This window comes from Gardnerella vaginalis 1500E (assembly GCF_000263595.1).
GTDB classification, from domain to species: Bacteria; Actinomycetota; Actinomycetes; order Actinomycetales; family Bifidobacteriaceae; genus Bifidobacterium; species Bifidobacterium vaginale_E.
In genome coordinates, this window is sequence record NZ_ADES01000009.1 from 13621 (window position 1) to 37535 (window position 23915).

The following is a 23915-nucleotide window of genomic DNA, read 5'->3' on the forward strand; positions in this document are numbered from 1 at the left end:
GGCTTTATTTGTAAAATTTTATTGAAAATACATAATTATAAACGCCAAAGTTGGCACTCGGGCACATAGAGTGCTAATCTGCTAATTAGCACTCGAAGGTTGAGAGTGATAATTAGCAGCTGACGGCTAATCAAATCTTATTCACCTACGAGTGAGTGTTCCATAGTTACGATATGTGGAGGAAACATGGCAAAGATTATTGCCTATGAAGAGGACGCCCGTCAGGGTATGCTCGCAGGTCTTGACAAGCTTGCTAACACTGTAAAGGTTACGCTTGGACCTAAGGGTCGCAACGTAGTGCTTGATAAGACTTATGGAGCTCCAACCATTACTAACGATGGTGTTTCCATCGCTAAGGAAATCGATCTTGAAGATCCATATGAGCGTATTGGCGCCGAGCTTGTTAAAGAAGTTGCTAAGAAGACTGATGACGTTGCAGGCGATGGTACAACAACCGCAACAGTGCTTGCTCAGTCCTTGGTACACGAAGGTTTGAAGAACGTTGTTGCAGGAAGCAACCCAATTGCTCTTCGCCGTGGTATTGAGAAGGCTTCTGAAGCAATTGTTAAAGAACTTCTTGCTTCTGCTAAGGATGTTGAAACTAAGGATCAGATTGCTGCTACTGCTACTATTTCTGCAGCAGATCCTGAAGTTGGCGAAAAGATTGCTGAAGCTTTGGATAAGGTCGGTCAGGACGGCGTTGTTACAGTTGAAGATAACAACAAGTTTGGCCTTGATTTGGACTTCACTGAAGGTATGCGTTTTGATAAGGGCTATATTTCCCCTTACTTCGTCACTAACGCAGAAGACCAGACTGCTGTTCTTGAAGATCCATACATTTTGCTCACTTCTGGCAAGGTTTCCAGCCAGCAGGACATTGTTCACATTGCTGAACTCGTTATGAAGTCCGGCAAGCCATTGCTTATTATTGCTGAAGATGTTGATGGTGAAGCATTGCCAACTCTTGTTTTGAACAAGATTCGTGGCACTTTCAATACTGTTGCTGTAAAGGCTCCAGGCTTTGGCGATCGCCGTAAGGCTATGCTCCAGGATATGGCTATTTTGACTGGTGCACAGGTTGTTTCCGATGACCTCGGCTTGAAGCTTGATTCTATCGACGCTTCTGTGTTTGGTCACGCAGCTAAGGTTATTGTTTCTAAGGATGAAACAACTATCGTTTCTGGTGCTGGATCTAAGGAAGATGTTGACGCTCGCGTGGCTCAGATTCGCGCAGAAATCGAAAACACTGATTCCGATTACGATCGCGAAAAGCTTCAGGAGCGTCTTGCCAAGCTCGCTGGCGGCGTTGCTGTTATTAAGGTTGGCGCTGCTACTGAAGTTGAAGCTAAGGAGCGTAAGCATCGTATTGAAGATGCAGTTCGTAACGCTAAGGCTGCTATTGAGGAAGGTTTGCTTCCAGGCGGTGGCGTAGCTTTGGTTCAGGCTGCTGCAAAGATTGAAAAGTCTCAAGCAATCACCGAGCTTAAGGGTGAAGAAGCAACGGGCGCTGCAATCGTGTTCCGCGCTGTAGAAGCTCCAATCAAGCAGATTGCACAAAACTCCGGCGTTTCTGGAGATGTTGTGCTCAACAAGGTGCGCGAACTTCCAGAAGGCCAAGGCTTCAACGCTGCAACCAATGCTTACGAAGATTTAATGGCTGCTGGTGTTACTGACCCAGTTAAGGTAACTCGTTCTGCTCTACAGAACGCTGCTTCTATTGCAGGTTTGTTCTTAACCACTGAAGCTGTGGTTGCTAACAAGCCAGAAAAGCCAGCTGCAGCACCACAAGCTGGCGCTGATATGGGTTACTAAATATAAAAAGTTGAGAAAATTTTTATAGCTTAATAGCTCATAGACTGAATAGCTCATAGTAAATGGCGGTATGCTCAGAAATGAAGTATACCGCCATTTTTCATTAGACTATTCACCAGACTATTCAGCCCATTCCAAATAGGGAAGTAGCTTGAGTTTCCGCATCAAGATACACTCCCGAAGCATGTTGCATAGCTTGCTGAATTGCTTCTAATGATTGTTCCATCTGCTGCTGTGCTGCACGCCACTGACCTGCGGTCGACGCAAACTTTGTAGCAGCGGAACCCGTCCATACGCTTTGCAACTGCTGCAGATTGGCATACATGCCGTTGACTGCTTCTCTAATTGAATTAACCGAGGTTCCAACTGCTGCAGCCGCCTGCTGAATTTGTTCTGAATCAACTCGAAATTGTGCCATATTTCCCCCTATTTGTATCTGCTTTAAAAGCATTTAGTACTAATTAGCGCAACATCACACTCATTTAGTAACCTTCTTACATAAACGTGTCTTACTTACTTGTGTGATGTCACGCTATTATGAATATATGCCATCGAAAAATTATGCAAAAGTTTTAGAAGAGAATGTGGTTAAAAGGTCAGGGGTTATCCACATTTTAAATGACTATAAGCTTACAAACTTAAATTTCGCACGCTTAAAGCAAGTATTACGTGCAGTTGTGGCATGTTTAGTTAGTATTTTTCTTATTTTTCAGATACTTCCAGTATTTCCAACTTTTTCTTTACTTTCGTCTGATTTTATAAAAATTAATAAAGCTTATGCGGAAGAACAAGCTTTAAATTCAGGAATTGTTGCGACTGATTCAATTACGGATACTGAAAATCTTCTTGGTGACTCTGTTAATAAGGTTTCTGACGAAATTGCCGCAACTAAAAAGCGAACTGGAGTAACGGTAAGACTACTTTATTTGTCTACTTTTGGAGATACTAAAGATCCATCAAAATGGGCAAGTGATTTATTAATAAGCACTCTTCCTGCAAAAAATACTGTATTGCTTGCTGTTGCAACTCGCGACGGCCGTCTAGTAGTTGCAGTATCGCCTAATTCCGACGAATGGTTAAAAAGCAGAAATACTGTTGACGCATTATCTGATGCAGCGTATAAGCCTTTAGTAACAACAACTGGCACTCATTGGGGTCAGTCTGCAATTATGATGATGAAACAAATTTCTCGCTCTAAACGAACCGCTACAACTTCTTCTGCAAGCCTTATGTCAACACTTATTATGTTGATTATTATTCTTTGCTTAGTGGCAATAGTGACACTTATTTTGGTTCACCGAAGCCGTATTCAAAAGCAGATAAAAGCAGGCGTTAGAAAAGCGCGTAGGCGTCATGCTCGTCGCCGCTAATAAAATCAACTACAACTTGTTGATTTTCAGCATTTATTCAGGAAACATTCAGCTTTATAAGTGATGCTAATCAGTATGAGTAAGAATGTTGAAGCATCTATTGTTGTCGTAGACGACGAACCATCAATTCGTGAGCTTTTAGTAGCATCTTTGCACTTTGCAGGTTTTGAAGTTGAAACTGCAGCATCAGGTTCTCAAGCTGTTGATGTTATTGAAAGAGTGAAGCCTGATCTTATTGTTATGGACGTTATGCTGCCAGATATTGACGGCTTCACCGTAACGAGACGAATTCGCCAAAATGGTATTAAAGTACCTGTTCTTTTCCTTACAGCAAGAGATGATACTCAAGACAAGATTATGGGCTTAACAGTTGGTGGCGACGACTACGTAACTAAGCCATTTAGTTTGGAAGAAGTTGTTGCAAGAATCCGCGCAATTCTTCGCCGTACTCAAGAGCAGGATGAAATAACTCCTGTTATTCGTGTAGCAGATCTTGAGATTAACGAAGACTCGCACGATGTGACTCGAAGCGGCATACCGATTGAGCTTAGTCCAACCGAATACAAGCTTTTACATTACTTGATGGATAATGAAGGCCGAGTGTTATCAAAAAGCCAGATTTTGAATCATGTATGGCAGTACGATTGGGGCGGAGATGCTGCAATCGTTGAATCCTATATTTCGTATCTTCGAAAGAAAATTGACGGAATTGAGATTACGGACGAAAATGGCAAGCTGCAAAAGGTAGTTCCTCTTATTGAAACAAAACGCGGAATTGGATACATGATTCGCGAACCAAAGTAAGGTCAAGCCTGATTATGGAAAACAATAATCGTAGTAGTGACGATAAAAAGCAGTCAAATAATGCTGGAACTGCGCAATCTAACAAAGACTCAGCGCGACAGCCTGTTGGAAAAAGCGTTGCTGTTATACAAAATACTGCGTCAGGAAAAAAGCCAAAACAAAACAGAATTTGCTGGCTTAAAACCAAAGCAAATTCTATTCCTTTAAGTACGCGTCTTGTGGCTTGCACTCTTGCGGTGCTTACTGTTGCAGCATTTTGTATTTCATTATCAATTCGTCAATTGGTAGGAAATTATCTGCTTGAAAAAACTGACGCACAGTTAACAGATCAGGCAAGACTTATTTACGACAATATAGATTTGCTTCGTTCAAAAGATTCAAGCCAATCTACAGCAGGTCCAAACGACTACTTTATGCAGATTCGCGATATTAATAACAAAATCATATCTACTCCTTTAGTTCCAAAATTAAAGGGAGATTTTGTTTCTATTCCAAAGCTTCCTGCAAACGGAAAACCCATTAAGGGAGTTGTTACAAATAGGCCTTACACTGCTCCAGCTAAAGTTAAGGGTAATCCTAGTAGTGTTGACGAGATTACTTTAAAATCCGCAAAAGCTCCTTGGAGAGTTTTGGTGCTTGAATGGGAGCATCGAAGCAGCTACACTTCAGACGTACGTTTACGCGGATACGTGTATATTGCTTTATCTTTAAGCGACCAGCGCGATACTGTAAATACTCTTACTAGATACTGCATTATGGTAAGTATTGCAGTTATTCTTCTTGGAGCGGTATTTGCGGCGCTGATTATTCAGTCCACTTTAAGGCCGTTAAAGCGTATAGAAAAAACAGCTTCAAAAATTGCTTCTGGAGATTTAAGCAGACGAGTTCCGAGCGCACCAGAAAACACAGAAGTTGGTTCTTTAGCTGCTTCTTTGAACTCAATGCTTGCGCGTATTGAACGTGGCTTTAATGAGCAAGAAGCAATGACTGAAAAAATGAAGAGATTTGTTTCTGACGCAAGTCACGAATTGCGAACTCCTTTAGCAGCTATTCACGGTTATGCTGAGCTTTATACAATGTGGCGCAATATGACGGGAGAGCAGGAGAGAGCAGATGACTCTATTGCTCACATTAAGGCTTCTAGTGAGCGCATGACCGAGTTAGTGGAAGATTTGCTTTCTTTGGCTCGATTTGACGAGGGTAGAGGAATTAATATTTCTCAGGAAGTTAGCTTGTCTCCAATTCTTTCGGATGCTGCTAACGATTTGCATGCTTTAGATCCCGCTAGAGCTGTTCAGCAGGGTTCACTTACGCTTTCTGAAGACTTCTCTTTGCAAGATTGCACTGACTGCAATTTTGAACGCAAGTTTGTGTTCAATAGTGGAAGTCTTCCTAGCGTATCTCTCCTTGGTGATGGAGCGCGCTTACGTCAAGTCATGACGAATATTGTTGGAAATATTCACCGATACACTCCGGCTGATTCTCCAGTAGAAATTGCTATTGGCGTAATGAAGGCTTCAATTGATCCAGACCAGCTTTCCAAGCTTCCTTCAGTTAGTGACTCGTTAAAAGAGTTTTTGATAGCTGCAGAAAAAAGCCAATCTACTGATTCTGGCAATACTTACGCAGTAATTCGTGTTGTTGACCATGGTCCTGGAGTTCCAGAAGAGTCTCTTTCCCGCATTTTTGAACGTTTCTATATTGCAGATCCTTCAAGAGCACGCGAAAAAGGCGGAACTGGATTAGGAATGGCTATTGCACAGTCTGTTGTAAAAGCTCATCATGGTTTTATCTGCGCAACAATATCTGACCCGTCAACTATTTCGAGAGACCTTACTGTTTCAGATAATAATGTTGACGACACAATGGATGGTTCTGAGCCTCTGGATATTAATCCTCATGGATTGACTCTTACTGTTGTACTTCCTGTAAGAGAAATTGAACCTTATGCGCTACAATAGAAAAAGCGAAACAATTAACATTAATATCTGGTAAACTATATACGGATGTTTTCGCATATAAACGATGCACTTGTGTGTTTAATGCATATTGATATGCGACAATGAGTGATTATTGAGTGAGGTGTGTTATGCCCAATGGGCGTGTGCGTTGGTACGATGCGCAGAAGGGGTACGGTTTTATTGCCGGCGACGATGGTAAGGATGTTTTCTTACCAGCTGCAGCTTTGCCTGCAACTGTAAAAAATTTGCATAAGGGTGCGAAGGTTGAGTTTTCTGTAATTGAGGGTCGTAAAGGTCCTCAAGCGATGGGACTTAATCTTATTGCAACAGCGCCATCGCTAGTTAAAGCAACTCGTCCAAAGGCAGAAGATATGGCAGCAATTGTTGAAGATCTTATTAAGCTGCTTGATTCTGCAGGTAATGGTTTGCGCCGTCGTCATTATCCATCTACTGCTGAAAGCAAGAAGCTTGCTACGCTTTTGCGCGCAGTAGCCGACAATTTCGACGTTCAAGAATAGTTTCGGGAATATTATTTATGACTGATGAAGTGATGAATCCACAAGATATTGCTCGTAGCATTGCTGTGGAAACTTCAGAGCGTTCCGATGCCGTGGGAGATTTTGTGTCTTCCACGGATATTGGTGACGGTGTTACCGATTTTCGCTTTGAAAGTAAGCTTGTTGGTTACGAGGGCTGGCAGTGGTCAGTAACGTTGTATCACGATTTGGAAACTGAGCGTTGGACTGTAAACGAATCTACGCTTATTCCTACTGATGACTCACTGCTGCCACCACCTTGGATTCCGTGGAAAGATCGATTGAAGCCAAGTGATCTTTCTGTAATGGATTCTATTGGAACAGAGGAAGACGATTCTCGTCTTGAAGATGGATTCCGTCCAGTAAATCATCAGTCTGAAGATGAATTAAGCGAAAAATCTGAGGAAGAATCTAAAGAAGAAAAAGAAAATTCCGAAGAAAATACGCTTAAGCAAGATGGCGAAACTGCTGAAAGTGCAGACGCCACAGAAATTGTTGAGAATGAAAATGGCTCTTGCGATTCGCAAGGCAATGAGTCATCCGAAAATAATGATTCTAACGAAGATCTTGAAGAGGCAGTTTCGACTTTACGTTTATCTCGCAGACGCGTGATGACTGCAGAAGCTCTTTCGCAAACAGCAAAACGCTGGTATGCAGGGCAGCACGGCCCAAAGTCACTGTCAACAAAAATAGCTGACGGTAACGTTTGCTCTTCATGCGGCTTTATGATTCCACTAGCTGGAAGCTTGGGTTCAATGTTTGGCGTTTGCGCGAACATGTGGAGTCCAGACGATGGTCGAGTTGTATCTCTTGATCACGCTTGCGGAGAGCATTCCGAAATTGAGCCACCTGAGCCATCACAGCTGTGGATTCAATCAGCTCCAGCCTACGACGATTATCATATTGATATTTTGCAGCAAGCTCCTCGAGAAGAGCGTGCAGATGTTGAGCTTATTGAGGAAGCAATTGAAGATAGCAAAACGCATCGCCGCAAGCGTCGCAAATTAAATAAAGATGCTGCTAATGATGCTAATACCGCTGATACAGCTGATACGGCTGGTATAGCTGATACTGATATCACTGATACCCCTAGTACAGATACAGCTGATTCTAAGACAGCAGATTTGACTTCAGAAACTAACGATGTTGAATCTAATGATGTTGAATCTAACTATGAGGATGAAGCAAAAACCGAAGAAATTAAGAAAATAGAAGTTACTGAAGAATCTGCTAAAAGCGAAGAACCTAATAAAAACACAGGTACTACAGCAATGCGATTGTACAAAAGGAAATCACGCAGACAACATAAGTAAAATCTAAAGAAATTTTAATGAATACAGAAAAATCCTAAAATCTTAACAGATTCTAATAAATACTAATAAGTTGTGTAATACTTCGCGTCATGGTGACTAGTTACCATGGAATGAACGAAAAGAACGGAAGGCAGTTATGTTTGAACGGTTCACTGATCGCGCACGACGCGTGATTGTGCTAGCTCAAGAGGAAGCTCGCTCACTTCAGCATAATTACATTGGTACTGAGCATATTTTGCTTGGTCTAATTCGCGAAGGTGACGGAATTGCATCAAAAGCGTTGAGCTCAAAGGGCGTAGACTTGGAAGGCGCGCGCAAACAAGTGGAAGAAATGATTGGCAAGGGTGCTGTTGCCCCAAGCGGCCACATTCCTTTTACGCCGCACGCAAAGCAAGTTTTGGAGCTTAGCTTACGAGAAGCTCTGCAACTTGGTCATAGCTACATTGGTACTGAGCATATTTTGCTAGGACTTATTCGCGAAGGCGAAGGCATTGGCACACAAGTGCTTATTAAAATGGAAGTCGATCTTGGAGACTTAAGAAGCACTACAGTTGACTTAATTCGCGGAGGCAGCTCTACAAGTTCAGAAGATGAAAAGGGCGAACTTGCTAACGCTGGAAGCGTGCAAGATAAAAGCAACAAGTCTGGGTCTGCACTTCTGGATCAGTTTGGTCGAAATCTTACACTTGAAGCGCGCGAAGGAAAACTTGATCCAGTAATTGGCCGTTCTGAGGAAATCGAACGAGTTATGGTTATTCTTAGCCGACGCACGAAGAATAATCCTGTGCTTATTGGAGATCCTGGCGTTGGTAAAACTGCAGTTGTAGAAGGACTTGCCCAGAAAATTGTTGAAGGCGATGTTCCAGAAACGTTGAAAAACAAGCAGATTTATTCACTTGACTTAGGATCAATGATTGCAGGATCTCGCTACCGTGGCGATTTCGAAGAGCGCTTGAAGAAAGTTCTTAAAGAAATCAAAACTCGCGGCGATGTTGTGCTTTTTATTGACGAAATTCACACTATTGTTGGTGCTGGCTCTGCCGATGGCGCTCTTGGCGCTTCCGACATGCTTAAGCCAATGCTTGCTCGCGGCGAACTACAGACAATCGGTGCTACTACAACCGATGAGTATCGTAAGTATATTGAGAAAGATGCTGCTTTAGAGCGTCGTTTCCAGCCAATTCAGGTTCCTGAACCTACTATTGCTGAAACGATTGAGATTCTTAAAGGCTTGCGTTCGCGCTACGAAAATCATCATCATGTAACTATTACGGACGGAGCTTTACAGTCTTCTGCAGAGCTTTCTGACCGTTATATTCAAGATCGTCACCTTCCAGATAAGGCTATTGATCTTATTGATGAAGCTGGCGCACGCTTACGAATTAAGCGCTTAACTCAGCCACCTGAGCTTAAAGAACTTAACCATAAGATTGCTAAGATTTCTGAAAAGAAAGATGAAGCAATTAAGCAGCAAGATTTCGAAGAGGCTGCTAATCTTCGAGACGATCAAGAAAAACTTGAAAACGAAGCTGCCGAAAAGGAAAAAGCTTGGCGCGAAGGCGAGTCTAACGTCAAAATGGTTGTTGACGAAGACATGATCGCTTCCGTTGTTTCAAGCACTACAGGAATTCCTGTAGTAAAGCTTACTCAGGCGGAGTCTCAGAAGCTTCTTCAAATGGAATCTGAGCTTCATAAGCGTATTGTTGGCCAAGATGAAGCCGTGTCCGCTTTGGCACGCTCTATTCGACGAGCGCGCGTTGGGTTGAAAGATCCTAAACGTCCTTCTGGTTCGTTTATTTTCGCTGGACCTACAGGCGTTGGTAAAACTGAGCTTGCTAAAGCGTTGGCAAACTTCCTATTTGACGATGATGATGCTTTGATTCGCGTTGATATGTCTGAGTTTGCTGAAAAGTATGCTGCGTCTAGGCTTTTCGGAGCTCCTCCTGGATACGTTGGTTACGAAGAGGGTGGTGAGCTTACCGAGAAAGTTCGCAGAAAGCCATTCTCTGTGGTTCTTTTTGACGAGATTGAAAAAGCTCATCCGGATATTTTCAACACGCTTTTGCAGGTGTTGGATGATGGTCATTTAACCGACGGCCAAGGTAGAAAAGTAGACTTTAAGAATACGATTATTATTCTTACTACTAATCTTGGTACGCGCGATATTGCGAAGGCTGCAAACACTGGCTTTACGCTTGGAAATAGTTCTGATTCTACGTATCAGCGAATGAAGGATCAGGTTAATTCGGAGCTTAAGCGCAATTTCCGTCCGGAGTTCTTAAATCGTTTGGACGATACTATTGTGTTCCGTCAGCTTACGGAGCCTGAAGTGCGCCAAATTGTTGATATGGACATAAAGCTGCTCAATAATAGACTGTTTGATCACCACATGTCTTTGGAATTGACCGACGCTGCTAAGAATTTGCTCGCTCAAAAAGGATTCGATCCTTTGCTGGGCGCGCGTCCATTGCGTCGTGTAATTCAGCGAGATATTGAGGATATTATTTCCGAGAAGATTTTGCTGAACGAAATTTCTGACGGCGAACGAATTGAGGTTGACGCTGAAGGAGAAGGATTGCTGGGGGAGTTTACTTTTAAGAGCCAGCAGTTTGATGTTGCTGAGTTAGATGAATCTAGCAAGTCTTCTAATGATGACGCTGAGGATAAGTCTGCGGACTCTGCAGAGGATAATTCTGAAGAGGATTCTGATAGCAACTCTGAAAGCAGTACCGGAAACGAATCTGCTGTAAGCGAAGCTGAAAAACGAAAAAGTTGATAAAACTGGCAGCGAAACAAAATAAGTCTAAATAATGAAAAATCCCGACGACAATTACAGTCAGTCGGGATTTTTGTGTTTATGGATTTTATAAATAACTATTGTTCCGATTAGTACAATATTTTATTCCAATACTGTTTATATCGTTCTGATAAAACTTTTTTACTTAGAAGCTGCGTCAGAAGCCATGTACATTTAATTTGATTTGAAAATTATGCAAAATCAGGATTAACACCAAAATTTGCATACTTGCAATCAAGTTTATTCACTTAAAAAGCAACATTTTTCAAGCTATTGTTGATAAAAGGAGTTAGAAAGTTCTGTTAGTAAGCGGGTAACTCAAATTAATGAATTACGCTTACGCTGAGCTTCTAATAATGCTTTTTCTAATTCTGTATCTACAGCAAAAATGTATAGCCCATTAACTCCTCGTTTTAATAACACGTTAAGCTCATTTTTAAGATTATCAATTGAATAGTCTAACGTAATTTTCTTTTTTGTTGATGAATCTTTAGTGTGCCTTTTATTAGTTGCTTTATCGTTTCTGCTATTTTCTGGGCAAAAAACAACTTTACCATTACGATACTGCACTGATGGCCCAATTATTACTCCAGCATAATTTAGATCAAATCCTTGAACGGTAAATGTAGATCCAATCTCATTTATGGTGTGAGGCTGTTCTGCCCATGATTTTTTTGTTTCCTTTATTGAACGTGAATGCTTCGAGCTATCTAACGGTGACAATTGATAATTCCATGGATGACTAAAAACTTTCCCTTCTATTTCCAAAATTTCTAACTCGGAAATACCAGCATCAGAATATTCTCCAAGTCCCATATGCCATTGTCCATTACTATCACAATGCAAATCTACATTCCAAGTACCATTTACAGCAGTAGGATTATTCTTATTGCTCTTATACTCCCAATCGTATGTTGCAACAATACGTGATAATCCGTTCCCATCGCAACCAGAAGCTTTTTCTTCAGATTTAGATTTAATAGCCTTAAATAGTTTAATAGGTGAATCAAATACTTTGAAATCAAAAGGTTTATTTTCATTATTCAAATCTGAATTTTTTATTTCATAACTATTACATAGTGGAAGAGTACCAATGCGACCATTGTATACAAAATTTTTAATCCATTCGAGAACATTTTCATTAGCTCTCATACGCATCTGATTTTCAAGAATAAAACGATGAACATTCACACTTATTGAATCATTTAAGTGTAATGTTACGCAATCATTAGCATTATTACCAAAAGACTTCTTATTATTGCAATATGCACCCAATAATTTTTCTAAGTCTTCTGAATTCCATCGTTGGTTACTTTGTAAAATTTGATTAGGATCAAAAGCTGCAATAACAACTCGAGATCTACATAAGATATCAGACAACATATTTGAACCAGAATAAGCCTGATTAGCTTGTGTATTCAGCAAGTGAGCTTCATCAATAAGAGCTACATCACAGCAACGCTTTGGTTTATCAATAATGCCGCGACCTTGTTCGGTTTGCTCGCTAAAACGATTAATAAATTGAGTAGGTAGCATAACAAGTTCATCATTATCTTTTTGCAAACGTAACTTCGTTGCTATTTGATTGTATACATTCACTTGTTCTTTATGATTTACAATTATGCAAGCAGATTTCCCATTATTAATAGTTGAAAATTGTTTATATTCATAATCAGAATCTTCTTCGTTTTCTTCTTCAACACCATCATAACTGTACTGGCGTAATTGATTTTTTATTTTGCTTAGCTTGTTACAAATTTTATAAAATAAATCACTAAGTAAAACTGTTTTCCCAGTACCGGCATCACCTTCTAATAAAATAAGCGTAGACGAATTAGAGTCACACTTATTTTTTGATTTTAAAGCTTCATTAACTATATCTATAACTTTTCTTTCAATAGTCTTCTGTTCAGAAGTCAATTTATGAAATGGTGACGCTTTGAATAAAGCCGAGTCGCGAATAATTTCTTCCTCTGGAAATAAATCTGGATCCATGTTATGAAGCTGAACCCATATTTCAGAAAAGATACGTTCGAATTCTTCTTCTGGATAATATTCACCCTGAGGATTGGTTCTGCGATTAGTAACTTTATTGATTGAATCAACACTTAGCAGATACTGCATGAAGCGGTTTTCAACATCTAAAGTAAGTGATTTATTAAAATGTTCATTAGCAATAATATATTGTTTTACTTCGCCTTTAGATAGTTTTTCCCAATCATCTCTGATTTTGGTATCAGCATTCAGATGTTGTTTTGTTCTCTCCTCAATATTATTAGTTTCACCAACATAAACCGTATATCTCTCATATTCTTTTTTATGAACAATATAAACAGTTGGAAATTTCAGCAAGTAATGCTTCAAAACTTGAATAGTTTGGTTATCAAGATCACTTCTTTTATGCTTTAGATTTTCATTAATGCTATGATCCAATTCGTTATCTTTGAAGACTTTATAAGGTAAATTAACAATTATGGACTTAGGAGGAACAATAGCTTTCATCATGATTCAATGATAGCTATTTAATAAGAAATATTCTATTAATAAAAACTAGTATCAATGGCGAATTTACAAATGTTTTTGAATTAGATATTTTAATTCAATTTATAAATTTTTAATTATGAAAATTTAATCCACGTATCAAAACTGTTTCGTTAACGCAACAATTTTGATGCACTTGTGTTATGTCTATTCTTGTGAATGATACTCTTCTTATGCGTTAAACACTTACATATTCTTTACTTTTGTAAAAGTTATACCACTTTGAACAAGTTTAAATTTACGCTACAAGTTGGCTTAACTGGATACGTACAAAATCTACATTAAAAGAATCACAATAACAATGCTGTTGTGTATAATCGCTTTTGATAGAGTTTCCCGCATATGCGGGTGTGATCCTTCTGTGTTTCGTGTTCTATCGTCTTTCTCGCATTTGCGAGGCAATTATCTGAGCTTCAAATGCATGTAATACGTTTGAAGCTCATCTAATTATAAATAAATATTCAATACAATCTTCCTTAAAACTTTTATTAAGAGTATATTTACCATTATTTAGTAATCATTGTAGATTAAGGGGATAGTAGGTATGAGATGTAATCATATTGTTAATCCTGCATTATGGGGCAAAAAGAGAGAAGTTAATGGAGTAATGCAATGGCTTCCTCTTGCTCAACATCTTGAAGATACTGGAAATGTTATTGGCCAATTATGGGATCATTGGCTTAGCGATGGCCAGCGAAGATTGATTGAATCCTCATTAAGTAAACATGTTGATGCAAAAAAATTATCTCAATTTTTAGGTTGCATACATGATATTGGTAAAGCTACTCCTGTTTTTCAGTTCCGTAAATCGCCTTCAAATTCAAAAGATTTGGATATTGCGTTAAAAAATAAGTTAGCTACTGTTGGTTTCACAAATATTGATGATTTTATTCTCAAGACAACAGCTTGGTCAAGTAGCCATCATACTATAACTGGTCAAGCTATTCTTTCTAAAGCTGGAGTTCCTGAAGGTATTTGTGCAATTGTTGGCGCTCATCACGGTAAGCCTTTAGATGATAATTCTGTTTATAAAGATAATGAGTCTTCATATGCTGACCATTACTATCAGAGTGAAACTGAAAGCGAAAATAGTAGATTATGGCAAAAATTGCAGAATGATATTTTGGGTTGGTCTTTAGAAAGGAATGATTTTTCTAATGTAGATGATCTTCCTGAAATAAGTGAACCAGCACAAGTTTTATTGTGTGGATTAGTTATTATGGCTGATTGGATTGCAAGTAATGAACACTATTTTCCACTTATTCCAATAGAGAAAGATTTAATAGAAAATCAGGAAGAAAGATATAAAAAAGGTTGGGAAAAGTGGTTGAAGCATGGTTCTAAAGACGTATGGGAATCATTAAATTGTTGTAGCAGTATTTCAGAACTATACAAACATCGTTTTGGTTTCTCGCCGAATGATGTTCAGATAGCGTTGCACAATGTTATTTCTAATTGCGAAGAACCTGGAATTTTTATTCTTGAATCAGCAATGGGTTCAGGTAAAACAGAAGCTTCTTTGATTGCTGCTGAGCAATTGGCAAATCTAACTGGAAGAAGCGGAGTGTTTTTCGGTCTTCCTACTCAAGCCACTTCTAACGGAATGTTTAGGCGAGTTGAGAATTGGCTTAAAAGTGTGAATTGTGATTTTCAGGGCGAAATTGGTTTACGTTTAGTTCATGGTAAAGCTGAACTGAATGCAGATTATGCCCATTTGCCTCATGGTATGCAAAACATGAATGATGGTTGTGAAAGTACTTCAAGTAATAATGATGCAAATAACAATGGAGTAATACTTAATGATTGGTTTACGGGACGAAAAACCGCAATGTTGGATGATTTTGTAGTTGGTACAGTAGATCAATTTTTGTTAGCTTCTCTAAAACAAAAACATCTTATGCTTCGTCATTTGGGTTTAAGTAAAAAAGTTGTAATTATTGACGAAGTGCACGCGTATGACGCTTATATGAATAAGTATCTTGAAGAATCTCTTATTTGGATGGCAGCATATGGTGTTCCTGTAGTGTTGCTTTCTGCTACTTTACCTGCAAAGCGTAGAAAAGAACTTATAAAATCTTATTTACTGCGCGGGTTGGGATTTAAATGGAGTGAATGCGATAAGTCTAATGTTGATTTTGAAACAAATGGTTATCCTCTAATCACATACAGTGATAAAAACTGTGTAAAACAAAAATTTATTGAAAATGATGCGAGTGATAAAAAATCTGTTTCTGTAAGAAAAATAACAGATGATAATTTACATGAATCACTTGTTAGTAAGCTTAAATCTTTGCTAAATAATGGCGGTATTGCTGGAATTATAGTAAACACCGTTAAGAGAGCACAAGAAATTTATAATGCTTGCGTTGATAAATTTAGTGCTGACGAAGTTACAGTTATTCATTCGCAATTTATTGCTACTGATAGAGTTAGAAAAGAAAAACAGATTTGCAATATGATTGGCAAGAATTCTCATAGACCTGCTCGTGCAATAATTATTGGTACGCAAGTATTAGAACAGTCACTTGATATTGATTTTGATGTTTTGTTTACTGATCTTGCTCCTATAGATTTATTGCTTCAACGTGCTGGCAGATTACACAGGCATACGATAGAACGCCCAGATTCTCTTAAAAAACCAATTTTATATGTGTTGGGAACTAGTGCAATCTACAAATTTGATAGAGGATCTGAGTCTATTTACAGTAAATATTTACTTATGAGAACTCAATACTATTTGCCAGATGTTATAAATATGCCTCAAGATATTTCTCGATTAGTACAAATAGTTTATGGTGATAATCCTTTAGACTTACAAGAAGATTTGACAGATGCGTATGTTGACGCAAAAAGAGAATATGATTCAGACAGAAACAACAATGAAAGTAATGCTGAAACATATAGAATTGAAAATCCAAAAACAGAAATCGGTAAAAAATCTATTGTTGGCTTGTTGAAGCATTCAATTGTAAAAGAGTCTGATGAATTTGCACGTGCTCAAGTTCGTAATAGCGGTGAATCTATAGAAGTTATTGCTGTTAAAAAAGTTGGCTCTGGTTATGGAACTTTTCATGATTGTAAAGATATTTCACAAAATATTGATGATGTTGAAGTTGCAATGAAACTTACTCAAGAGACAGTAGGATTGCCGTGGATGTTTACGCTAAACAGCAATCGTGTTGAAGAAACAATTGCAGAGCTGGAAAGAATGCGAAAACAAAAGCAATTCCAAAACTGGGATGATCAGCCTTGGCTGCGAGGTTCTTTGGTGCTTCTATTCGATGAAAACAATATTTGCGAATTGTCGAAATACAGAGTTGTTTATTCTGAAAAAAGTGGTATTGTATGTATTAAGAGTTCAGAAGAAGACAGAAAGGAAATTAAACGGTGAGCAGATTTAATTTATTAGATGAGCCTTGGATTTCCGTCATTGTAGACGAAAAAGGCCACAATAAACTCGTATCAATTACAGATGTGTTTAAGAATGCATATGAATATAAAGCTCTTGCTGGCGATATGAAAACTCAAGATTTTGCATTACTTCGTATTCTGCTAGCTTTACTTCATACTGTTTTTTCTAGGTACGACATTCATGGAAATTCTCGTGAATTTGATTCAAATGAAGAGGATAAAGAGGATTTCAATGAAGAAACAATGGATATTTGGCGTGAAGTTTGGGCCGCAAAAAAGTTTCCAGATGCAGTCTTCAAATATTTAGAACAATGGCATGATCGTTTTTATCTTTTTGATGACAAGTATCCTTTTTTACAAGTACTTAAACAAGATATCGATAGTAAAAAGCTTGGTGGTAAATCTCCTAGCGAGATATCAGGTAAAAATATAAATCGATTGATTTCTGAAAGCAATAATAAAATTGCAGTATTTTCTCCAAAAGATAATGTTGATAATAATAAATCGTCGCTTACTGAAGCACAATTAGCAAGATGGATTATTGCCTTACAGTCATATGTTGGATTGGCAGATAAGACCATTTTTGGTACAGAAAAATATAAAGCTTCAAAAGGTTGGCTTTTTGATCTCGGCGGTATTGAGATAGTAGGAGCCAATTTATTTGAAACTCTTATGCTCAACTGCGTGCTTGTTGGTGAAATGCAATCTCCTGAGAAAAGACAAAAGCCATGTTGGGAATATTCAGGAACAGAAAATATTGAAAATTCATTTTACGAAACATCTATCGACAATATTTCTCAGCTTTACACTCGATGGAGTAGGGCAATATATATAAATCCTGATACCAGGATTGACAAGCCGATATCGGTTTCTATAGTGAAACTTCCTGATATTAATCATAAAAATGCTTTTATTGAGCCAATGACAGTATGGCAGTATAACAAGGAAGGTGAAAGTAAGGACAAATACACTCCTAGGAAGCATAGAGTAGAAGAATCTATGTGGAGATCGTTCGGGTTGCTTACGTCGCAAGAGTTGTATGATGGAAGTGTAAAAAATCATAAACCAGGAATTATTGAATGGTTAAATAAAATTAGTAAAGATATTGCTGGATCTTCTATTTCACTACAAGCTGTAAGCATGAAAGATGATGGTAATGCTACATCTTGGGTTCCCACAGACGAAATATGTGATACTCTATACGTTGATGAAGTCGTAGTAACTGATAATTCTGACAGTGGATGGGTAAACAGAATTAACAATGAAGTTGAGTATACAAGATCTGCCATAGGGTTTATATACAAGCAATTTCTTCTCGACATATGTGAAATACGCAATAGAAATAAAGATGACGCAACTAAGTACATTAGTAATGTTTATTTCCTAGTTGATCAACCCTTTAGAGAATGGTTAGCAAATATTATGCCAAACGATTCAAAGAATGAGAGTTGTGCACAGTGGAGAAATACGTTGCATAACATACTCATAAATGAGGCAAAGAGAATGTTAGAAAATGCAACATTGCGCGATTTTACAGGTAGACCTTCCGAACAAAACGAGAAAGAATCTACAAAAAATATAGTTATAGCTTACAACATTTTTATTAGTCGATTAAAAAAATTATCAGAAAAATAAAATAGATAGAAAGGAGGCTGTTATGGCTGAAAATCAAAGCAAATCTGTTGAAGTATCAAGCGTTATTAACAAAATAATCAATCAATTTTTGAACGGATCAGATATTGCATCGAGACGAGCTATGCTTGCTCAACTACGACACACAATTGGTAAGCCATTAAGTCAGTCAGTAGAAATATGGTCATGGATACTAAGCAATGTTCCGGAAAGCTTTATCAATAAATATGGTGAAGTTAGCTATCAAATGCGAGCTGTTATAAACACTTTGCAAATATACGCATTGTGCGAGCAAGGTGTTGTAGAAAAATCAAGTTATAAAGATTTGAACAAATCTGAAGATTCAGAAAAAGAAAAATCTTATAACAACATGGGAACAGCTTTAAGAGCACTAAGAAGTGATGAAGGTGTACGTGAAGCTACTGATAGGCGCTTTAATGTTATGGTTACTACAAGCGATTATGAGAGTTTTTATTACTACCTTCGTCAATTAGTTCGACTACTAAAAAGTAGAACAAAAGAAAATCAACAAGCAATTGATTATTCTAAACTAGCGCGCGATTTATATTTGCTTCAGTTTGAAGATTCAGAAAAAGTAAGACTTTCCTGGGCGCAAGAATACTATCGTTTCAGCTAGTAGAAATACTTTTTAGTAATATTACATATTTCAAAAACAGCATTATTAAACAATTAACTAAAATTAGAAAGGCAAAATCATGAACGCTCATTTATTCTTAGATATTCAAGCAATCCAAACTGTTCCACCATGCAATATTAATCGTGATGATGCAGGCAGTCCAAAAACTGCTCAATATGGCGGTGTAACTCGAACCAGAATAAGTTCTCAATGCTGGAAGCACTCAATGCGTGAATACTTCAAAGAGCACGGCGGTGACTCTAATGTTGGAATACGAAGCAAAAACATTGTTAAATACGTTGCTGATAAAATCATTACGTTAAAACCAGAATTATCGGAACAAGAAGCATTAGATTTAGCAGATAAAACGTTAAATGGTGCTGGCGTTAAAACTAAAACAGATAAGGGGGAAACAGTTCCTACAGCAAAAGCTTTATTCTTCTTAGGAGAGACTCAAGCAAATTCTCTAGCTCAAGCGGCAATTAATAATGTTACTGACAAGAAGCAGCTACAAGAAATCTTGAAAGATAATCCACCTATTGATATTGCGTTATTCGGTCGCATGCTTGCAGACGATCCATCGCTTAATGAGGATGCTTCTTCACAAGTTGCTCACGCAATTTCCACCCATGCGGTTCGTGCTGAATTTGATTACTATACTGCTGTTGATGATTTATCTGCGGAAGATAATGCTGGAGCTGGAATGCTTGGAACAATAGAATATAATTCTTCAACGCTTTATCGTTATGCAAATGTGGCAGTACATGAATTTAGTCATCAGCTGAGAGACAATAAAGAATCTACAATTAACGCTCTTAGACTTTTTATTGAAGCTTTCTCTAATGCAATGCCTACTGGCAAAGTAAATACTTTTGCTAATCAAACTTTGCCGCAAATTCTGGTAGTAACGTTAAGGGATGACAGGCCAGTGAATTTAGTTAGCGCATTTGAAGATCCAGTAAAATCTAAAGATGGATATGTTTCAAAGTCTATAGAGAAGCTATCTCAAGAATACGAGAAAGTTCAAAAATTTGTTCATAAGCCACTTGCGTCATTCTATGTAACAATGGATTCTTCAAATGAGGAAATTAAATTAGGAGTGGAAGAGCAAAGTATGCAACAATTGTTAGATGATTTTTCTTCTAAAGTCTCCGAATTTCTTCAGTAAATTCCTTAATAAATAACACTTATTGGTTGATGCTTAGTGTTTAACAGTTAGGAAGCTTATGAAAAGTTTATTACTGAAGTTTGCTGGACCTTTGCAATCATGGGGTACAGATTCACATTTTGAGACTCGCCATACAGACTATTATCCATCTAAAAGTGCTGTGATAGGTATGATTGCTGCATCTTTTGGATATAGAAGGAGTGCAGATTGTGATGAAAATATTGCGAAACTTAATGATTTAGATTTTGCAGTACGAATCGATCAGCAAGGAAATTTGCTCAAAGATTATCATATTGCTGCAAAATATAAGCTTAACGGTGATTTTGAAAAAAATTATGTTACAAATCGTTATTATCTAGAAGATGCTATATTTCTTGTTGCAATAGGATCCAACAATGAGCAGCTTATTTACAGTATTAACGATGCGTTGCGCTCGCCGTATTTTCAATCTAGTTTAGGTAGAAGATCGTTGCCTCCTACTGCTGACTTTATTCTAGGAGTAGAAGATTGTGGAGTAATTCAGGCGTTATTAACGCATGAGTGGCTTGCAAAAAAGTGGTATAAAAAAAGGTTTAATGCTTGTAACTTATCTGAAATATCCGAGTCTTCTAATAAATCGCGTAATGAAGTATTTGTATCTTTATACGCTGATTCTGATTTAGTAGATAAAGCTGCGAAAGAATTAGTTAAAGATAATACTCGTACTTATAAAATTCAGGAATCAGTTCGTAGATTGCGTAAGGATTTTGTTAATTCTTTCTCGAACAAGGAAAGAAAATTCGGATTCCGTTACGAGTCAAAAATGGAGATATCTATTAAGAGAATTCTCCACGATAATTCAGATTCGGAAGGTATTGCATCAGATAGTAAACATGTGAAATCTACTGGAGATTTTATTGCTGAGCATGATGCATTCTCTGGATTGGAGGCTTAAATGTCTTATTTGAGTAGAGTTGAAATTGATTATAACAAACCTTCATCGTTGAGAGATCTTAAATCTGTTGGTGCCTTTCATAACTGGGTTGAACAAAGTTTTCCTAACGAATGGGAGAATCATGAAAGAAGCAGAAAGCTATGGAGAGTTGATGTTCTTCATGGAAAACATTACTTGCTTATAGTGAGTGATTCTGAACCAGATTTGCAACGTCTAGAGATGTATGGTGTTGCAGGAACAGCGTCAAGTAAAACTTATGATAAGTTTTTAAGCTCACTAATGAATGGCATGAGAATGCAATTTCGAGTGACGCTTAATCCTGTTGTTGCTATTTCTGATACTGTTGAAACTCGCACTACTAGAGGTAGGGTAGTGCCACATGTTACTTATGATCAGCAGATGAATTTTTTGCTTAATCGCGCACAAAAATTAGGTTTTTCGTTGAACGAAAATGAATTTACTATTGTTGAACGCGGATATAGCTTATTCACTAAGTCAGAAAAACCTATTAGATTAAGTAAAGCTGTTTATCAAGGTATTTTAACAATTAGCGATGCGAATATTATGCGTAAAACTCTGCTAGAAGGAATTGGCAAAAAGAAAGCATATGGCTTTGGAATGATGACAGTGATTCCTTTATGTGGCTCAAATAAATGACGCTATTTTATTGAAGGCTGTAACAGTATGGAAAAGAAATTCGGTGCTAAAAAAGCTAATATACCAGAGCTTCCACGTATAGGTGACAGAGTAAGTTTTATATACGTAGAGCATGCGAAAATTAATCGTCTTGATAGTGCTGTTACAGTCTTTGATGCAAATGGAACTATAAGAGTTCCTGCTGCGATGATTGGTGTTTTACTTTTGGGTCCTGGCACGGAGATTACTCATAGAGCCATGGAATTACTTGGAGATGTTGGTGCAAGCATAGTTTGGGTTGGCGAGCATGGTGTTCGCAATTATGCTCATGGTAGAGCATTGTCAAGAAGTTCAAGATTGTTGGAAAAACAAGCAAAACTTGTTACTAATAATAGGTCTAGACTGAGCGTTGCGAGAAAAATGTATCAAATGCGTTTCCCTAACGAAAACGTATCGTCATATACTATGCAACAATTGCGAGGTCGAGAGGGCGCTCGTGTTAGACATGTATATAGGGAAATGTCTAACAAATACAATGTCCAATGGAATGGTCGCGATTATAAAATCGACGATTTTGAAAGTGGCACTGTTGTTAATCAAGCATTGTCTGTAGGCAACGTATGCTTATACGGTTTAGTGCATAGCATAATATCTGCTTTGGGTTTAGCACCTGGATTAGGTTTCGTACATACTGGACATGATCTTTCTCTCGTATACGACATTGCAGACTTATATAAAGCTGAATTAACTATTCCTGCGTCTTTTGAAATTGCTGCTCAGTGTGAATCCGACGATGACATTGAACAGTTAATGCGATTGAAGATGCGCGATTGCTTTACAAATTGCAACATAATGTCTCGTATCGTTAATGACATACAAAATCTTCTTGAAATACCAATTGACGACCAAATTACTGTTGATGTAATACATCTTTGGGACGATAAGGAACTCCTAGTAGATTCTGGAATAAATTACAGTGAGGTGAATTGATATGCCGTTAACTGTGATTACTATGACGAACTGTCCACTATCTTTAAGAGGTGATTTAACCAAGTGGATGCAAGAAATAGCTACAGGCGTTTACGTCGGCAATTTCAACAGTAGAGTCCGAGAAGAATTATGGAAGCGTATAAAAGACAGTGTTGGCAATGGTACTGTAACAATGAGCTTTTCTTCCAGAAATGAAATTGGCTATGATTTTAAAACTATCCATTCGCATCGTGAAGTAGTTTATTCAGATGGATTGCCTCTGGTACGTATTCCTTCAAATGATATAACGGAAGGCGATATTAAACATGGATTTAGTAATGCAGCGCATTTTCATAATGCAAGGAAATTTTCAAATGCTAGTCATAAAAGTATTAATACTACTTCTAATAAAATTAAAAATAATCTTACAAATGAAAATATTAGTTATCTAAGTTATGATAATGTTTCTCAAACTACAAACTTTATTACAAATAATGAAGAAATAACTTGTACAGATTACTGGAAAGATTGTATTGGTAAAACAAGTAAGAATTTTGTTGTAATAGATTGCGAAACTACAGGTTTAAATAGCAAAGTTGATAAAATCATTGAAATTGGAGCAGTTAAGTTCATTGATGGAAAAATTGAAGAATTTCAAAAACTAATAAATATTAATTGCGGCAGCGTTAGTAATTTTAATAAAAATAATTTTATTCCTAATGAAATTATTGAGCTAACTGGTATTACAGATAATATGCTTGATTCTTATGGTGTCGGATTAGATTCAGCATTAAGAGAATTTATTGATTTTGTTGGAAAATTACCGGTACTTGGATATAATATACAGTTTGATATGTCATTTTTGAATTCTGCTTTATCTTCATTAGGTGAAAGATTTGATGATTCTCTTTCAATCAATAAAATTTTTGATATATCTCGTTTCGTAAAGAAAGAAAAGAAATTTTTAAAAAATTACCAACTAAAGACGGTACTACACGAATACAATATTTCTGAATCCGTTCCACATAGAGCTCTTTTGGACGCTAGACTAACAGCGCATCTTGTTTTTAATTTGAAAGGATTGCTAAAATTTATTTCATAAAAATAAAATACTGTTGTACTACGCTTTGTGATAGGTTGAATCTGAAAAGTAAATGAGATTTGACTGTTTCTGTTATAGAAATGGTCATTTTATTGGGATCTTTAAGTGTCTTTCCCGCATACGCGGGGGTGATCCCAGCAAAAAGAATCCCTGCTCTAAACTTGTCGTGTCTTTCCCGCATACGCGGGGGTGATCCTAAGTCTTAAAAGCAAAAAGGAGTATAAAAATGGTCTTTCCCGCATACGCGGGGGTGATCCCATTAGGGTAACCTCTCGGGCGTTGATAGTGTAGT

The 23915-nt window shown here is 37.7% G+C and carries 17 protein-coding genes; 15 read left to right on the forward strand and 2 right to left on the reverse strand.

All coding sequences use genetic code 11. The features are described 5' to 3' along the window. Window positions 1–186 precede the first annotated feature (186 nt). The gene (gene groL, locus CGSMWGV1500E_RS03430; RefSeq protein ID WP_004127829.1) at window positions 187–1812 is read left to right on the forward strand and encodes a chaperonin GroEL; all 1626 of its coding nucleotides are present in this window, start codon (window positions 187–189) and stop codon (window positions 1810–1812) included. A gap of 124 nt (window positions 1813–1936) precedes the next feature. On the opposite strand, the gene CGSMWGV1500E_RS03425 is transcribed toward groL, so the two are convergent. After that, window positions 1937–2230 (reverse strand): WXG100 family type VII secretion target, encoded by a 294-nt coding sequence (locus CGSMWGV1500E_RS03425; protein ID WP_004127832.1) that lies wholly within the window; start codon window positions 2228–2230, stop codon window positions 1937–1939. A gap of 127 nt (window positions 2231–2357) precedes the next feature. Here CGSMWGV1500E_RS03425 and CGSMWGV1500E_RS03420 point away from each other — a divergent pair, with 127 nt between their 5' ends. From CGSMWGV1500E_RS03420 to CGSMWGV1500E_RS03395, 6 genes are all read left to right on the forward strand, one after another. Next, window positions 2358–3182: a hypothetical protein gene (locus CGSMWGV1500E_RS03420; protein ID WP_004127835.1), complete on the forward strand. Its 825-nt coding sequence runs from the start codon at window positions 2358–2360 to the stop codon at window positions 3180–3182. 75 nt (window positions 3183–3257) lie between these two features. Beyond that, entirely contained in the window at window positions 3258–3986 is a 729-nt protein-coding gene (locus CGSMWGV1500E_RS03415; protein WP_004127837.1) for a response regulator transcription factor, read from the forward strand. 14 nt (window positions 3987–4000) lie between these two features. Then, window positions 4001–5947 (forward strand): sensor histidine kinase, encoded by a 1947-nt coding sequence (locus CGSMWGV1500E_RS03410; protein ID WP_004127840.1) that lies wholly within the window; start codon window positions 4001–4003, stop codon window positions 5945–5947. A 128-nt stretch (window positions 5948–6075) separates the two neighbouring features. Next, complete coding sequence (locus CGSMWGV1500E_RS03405; RefSeq protein ID WP_004127843.1) at window positions 6076–6465, forward strand: cold-shock protein; 390 nt, start codon at window positions 6076–6078, stop codon at window positions 6463–6465. A gap of 17 nt (window positions 6466–6482) precedes the next feature. Then, window positions 6483–7796: a DUF3027 domain-containing protein gene (locus CGSMWGV1500E_RS03400; protein WP_004127846.1), complete on the forward strand. Its 1314-nt coding sequence runs from the start codon at window positions 6483–6485 to the stop codon at window positions 7794–7796. Between the two features lie 136 nt (window positions 7797–7932). After that, window positions 7933–10572 carry an ATP-dependent Clp protease ATP-binding subunit gene (locus tag CGSMWGV1500E_RS03395; RefSeq protein ID WP_004127848.1) on the forward strand — a complete coding sequence of 880 codons (2640 nt, stop codon included), beginning with the start codon at window positions 7933–7935 and terminating at the stop codon, window positions 10570–10572. 339 nt (window positions 10573–10911) lie between these two features. Here the strand turns inward: CGSMWGV1500E_RS03395 and CGSMWGV1500E_RS03390 are convergent, their stop codons facing one another. Then, window positions 10912–13098 carry a DUF2075 domain-containing protein gene (locus CGSMWGV1500E_RS03390; RefSeq protein ID WP_004127850.1) on the reverse strand — a complete coding sequence of 729 codons (2187 nt, stop codon included), beginning with the start codon at window positions 13096–13098 and terminating at the stop codon, window positions 10912–10914. 580 nt (window positions 13099–13678) lie between these two features. Between CGSMWGV1500E_RS03390 and CGSMWGV1500E_RS03385 the strand changes: the two genes are divergently transcribed. The 8 genes from CGSMWGV1500E_RS03385 to cas2e all read left to right on the forward strand — a co-directional run bounded on the left by CGSMWGV1500E_RS03385 (window position 13679) and on the right by cas2e (window position 23623). Next, entirely contained in the window at window positions 13679–16525 is a 2847-nt protein-coding gene (locus tag CGSMWGV1500E_RS03385) for a CRISPR-associated helicase/endonuclease Cas3 (RefSeq protein WP_004127862.1), read from the forward strand. After that, complete coding sequence (casA, locus tag CGSMWGV1500E_RS03380; protein ID WP_004127864.1) at window positions 16522–18180, forward strand: type I-E CRISPR-associated protein Cse1/CasA; 1659 nt, start codon at window positions 16522–16524, stop codon at window positions 18178–18180. The genes CGSMWGV1500E_RS03385 and casA overlap by 4 nt, the downstream gene beginning before the upstream one ends. A gap of 22 nt (window positions 18181–18202) precedes the next feature. Further along, complete coding sequence (gene casB, locus CGSMWGV1500E_RS03375) at window positions 18203–18814, forward strand: type I-E CRISPR-associated protein Cse2/CasB (RefSeq protein WP_004127867.1); 612 nt, start codon at window positions 18203–18205, stop codon at window positions 18812–18814. A gap of 79 nt (window positions 18815–18893) precedes the next feature. Then, window positions 18894–19982 carry a type I-E CRISPR-associated protein Cas7/Cse4/CasC gene (gene cas7e, locus CGSMWGV1500E_RS03370; RefSeq protein WP_004127870.1) on the forward strand — a complete coding sequence of 363 codons (1089 nt, stop codon included), beginning with the start codon at window positions 18894–18896 and terminating at the stop codon, window positions 19980–19982. 58 nt (window positions 19983–20040) lie between these two features. Continuing rightward, entirely contained in the window at window positions 20041–20916 is an 876-nt protein-coding gene (gene cas5e / locus CGSMWGV1500E_RS03365) for a type I-E CRISPR-associated protein Cas5/CasD (protein WP_004127874.1), read from the forward strand. Further along, window positions 20917–21573, forward strand: a complete 657-nt coding sequence (cas6e, locus tag CGSMWGV1500E_RS03360) for a type I-E CRISPR-associated protein Cas6/Cse3/CasE (protein WP_004127877.1) — start codon at window positions 20917–20919, stop codon at window positions 21571–21573. A 27-nt stretch (window positions 21574–21600) separates the two neighbouring features. Continuing rightward, window positions 21601–22542 carry a type I-E CRISPR-associated endonuclease Cas1e gene (cas1e, locus tag CGSMWGV1500E_RS03355; RefSeq protein ID WP_004127879.1) on the forward strand — a complete coding sequence of 314 codons (942 nt, stop codon included), beginning with the start codon at window positions 21601–21603 and terminating at the stop codon, window positions 22540–22542. A gap of 1 nt (window position 22543) precedes the next feature. Then, window positions 22544–23623, forward strand: coding sequence for a type I-E CRISPR-associated endoribonuclease Cas2e (gene cas2e, locus CGSMWGV1500E_RS03350; protein WP_032843469.1), 1080 nt, complete (start codon window positions 22544–22546; stop codon window positions 23621–23623). Window positions 23624–23915: the final 292 nt, after the last annotated feature.

Coding starts and splice junctions, on each gene's coding strand:
- groL (WP_004127829.1), top strand. CDS start 187: ATGGCAAAGATTATTGCCTATGAAGAGGACGCCCGTCAGGGTATGCTC.
- CGSMWGV1500E_RS03425 (WP_004127832.1), bottom strand. CDS start 2,230: ATGGCACAATTTCGAGTTGATTCAGAACAAATTCAGCAGGCGGCTGCA.
- CGSMWGV1500E_RS03420 (WP_004127835.1), top strand. CDS start 2,358: ATGCCATCGAAAAATTATGCAAAAGTTTTAGAAGAGAATGTGGTTAAA.
- CGSMWGV1500E_RS03415 (WP_004127837.1), top strand. CDS start 3,258: ATGAGTAAGAATGTTGAAGCATCTATTGTTGTCGTAGACGACGAACCA.
- CGSMWGV1500E_RS03410 (WP_004127840.1), top strand. CDS start 4,001: ATGGAAAACAATAATCGTAGTAGTGACGATAAAAAGCAGTCAAATAAT.
- CGSMWGV1500E_RS03405 (WP_004127843.1), top strand. CDS start 6,076: ATGCCCAATGGGCGTGTGCGTTGGTACGATGCGCAGAAGGGGTACGGT.
- CGSMWGV1500E_RS03400 (WP_004127846.1), top strand. CDS start 6,483: ATGACTGATGAAGTGATGAATCCACAAGATATTGCTCGTAGCATTGCT.
- CGSMWGV1500E_RS03395 (WP_004127848.1), top strand. CDS start 7,933: ATGTTTGAACGGTTCACTGATCGCGCACGACGCGTGATTGTGCTAGCT.
- CGSMWGV1500E_RS03390 (WP_004127850.1), bottom strand. CDS start 13,098: ATGATGAAAGCTATTGTTCCTCCTAAGTCCATAATTGTTAATTTACCT.
- CGSMWGV1500E_RS03385 (WP_004127862.1), top strand. CDS start 13,679: ATGAGATGTAATCATATTGTTAATCCTGCATTATGGGGCAAAAAGAGA.
- casB (WP_004127867.1), top strand. CDS start 18,203: ATGGCTGAAAATCAAAGCAAATCTGTTGAAGTATCAAGCGTTATTAAC.
- cas7e (WP_004127870.1), top strand. CDS start 18,894: ATGAACGCTCATTTATTCTTAGATATTCAAGCAATCCAAACTGTTCCA.
- cas5e (WP_004127874.1), top strand. CDS start 20,041: ATGAAAAGTTTATTACTGAAGTTTGCTGGACCTTTGCAATCATGGGGT.
- cas6e (WP_004127877.1), top strand. CDS start 20,917: ATGTCTTATTTGAGTAGAGTTGAAATTGATTATAACAAACCTTCATCG.
- cas1e (WP_004127879.1), top strand. CDS start 21,601: ATGGAAAAGAAATTCGGTGCTAAAAAAGCTAATATACCAGAGCTTCCA.
- cas2e (WP_032843469.1), top strand. CDS start 22,544: ATGCCGTTAACTGTGATTACTATGACGAACTGTCCACTATCTTTAAGA.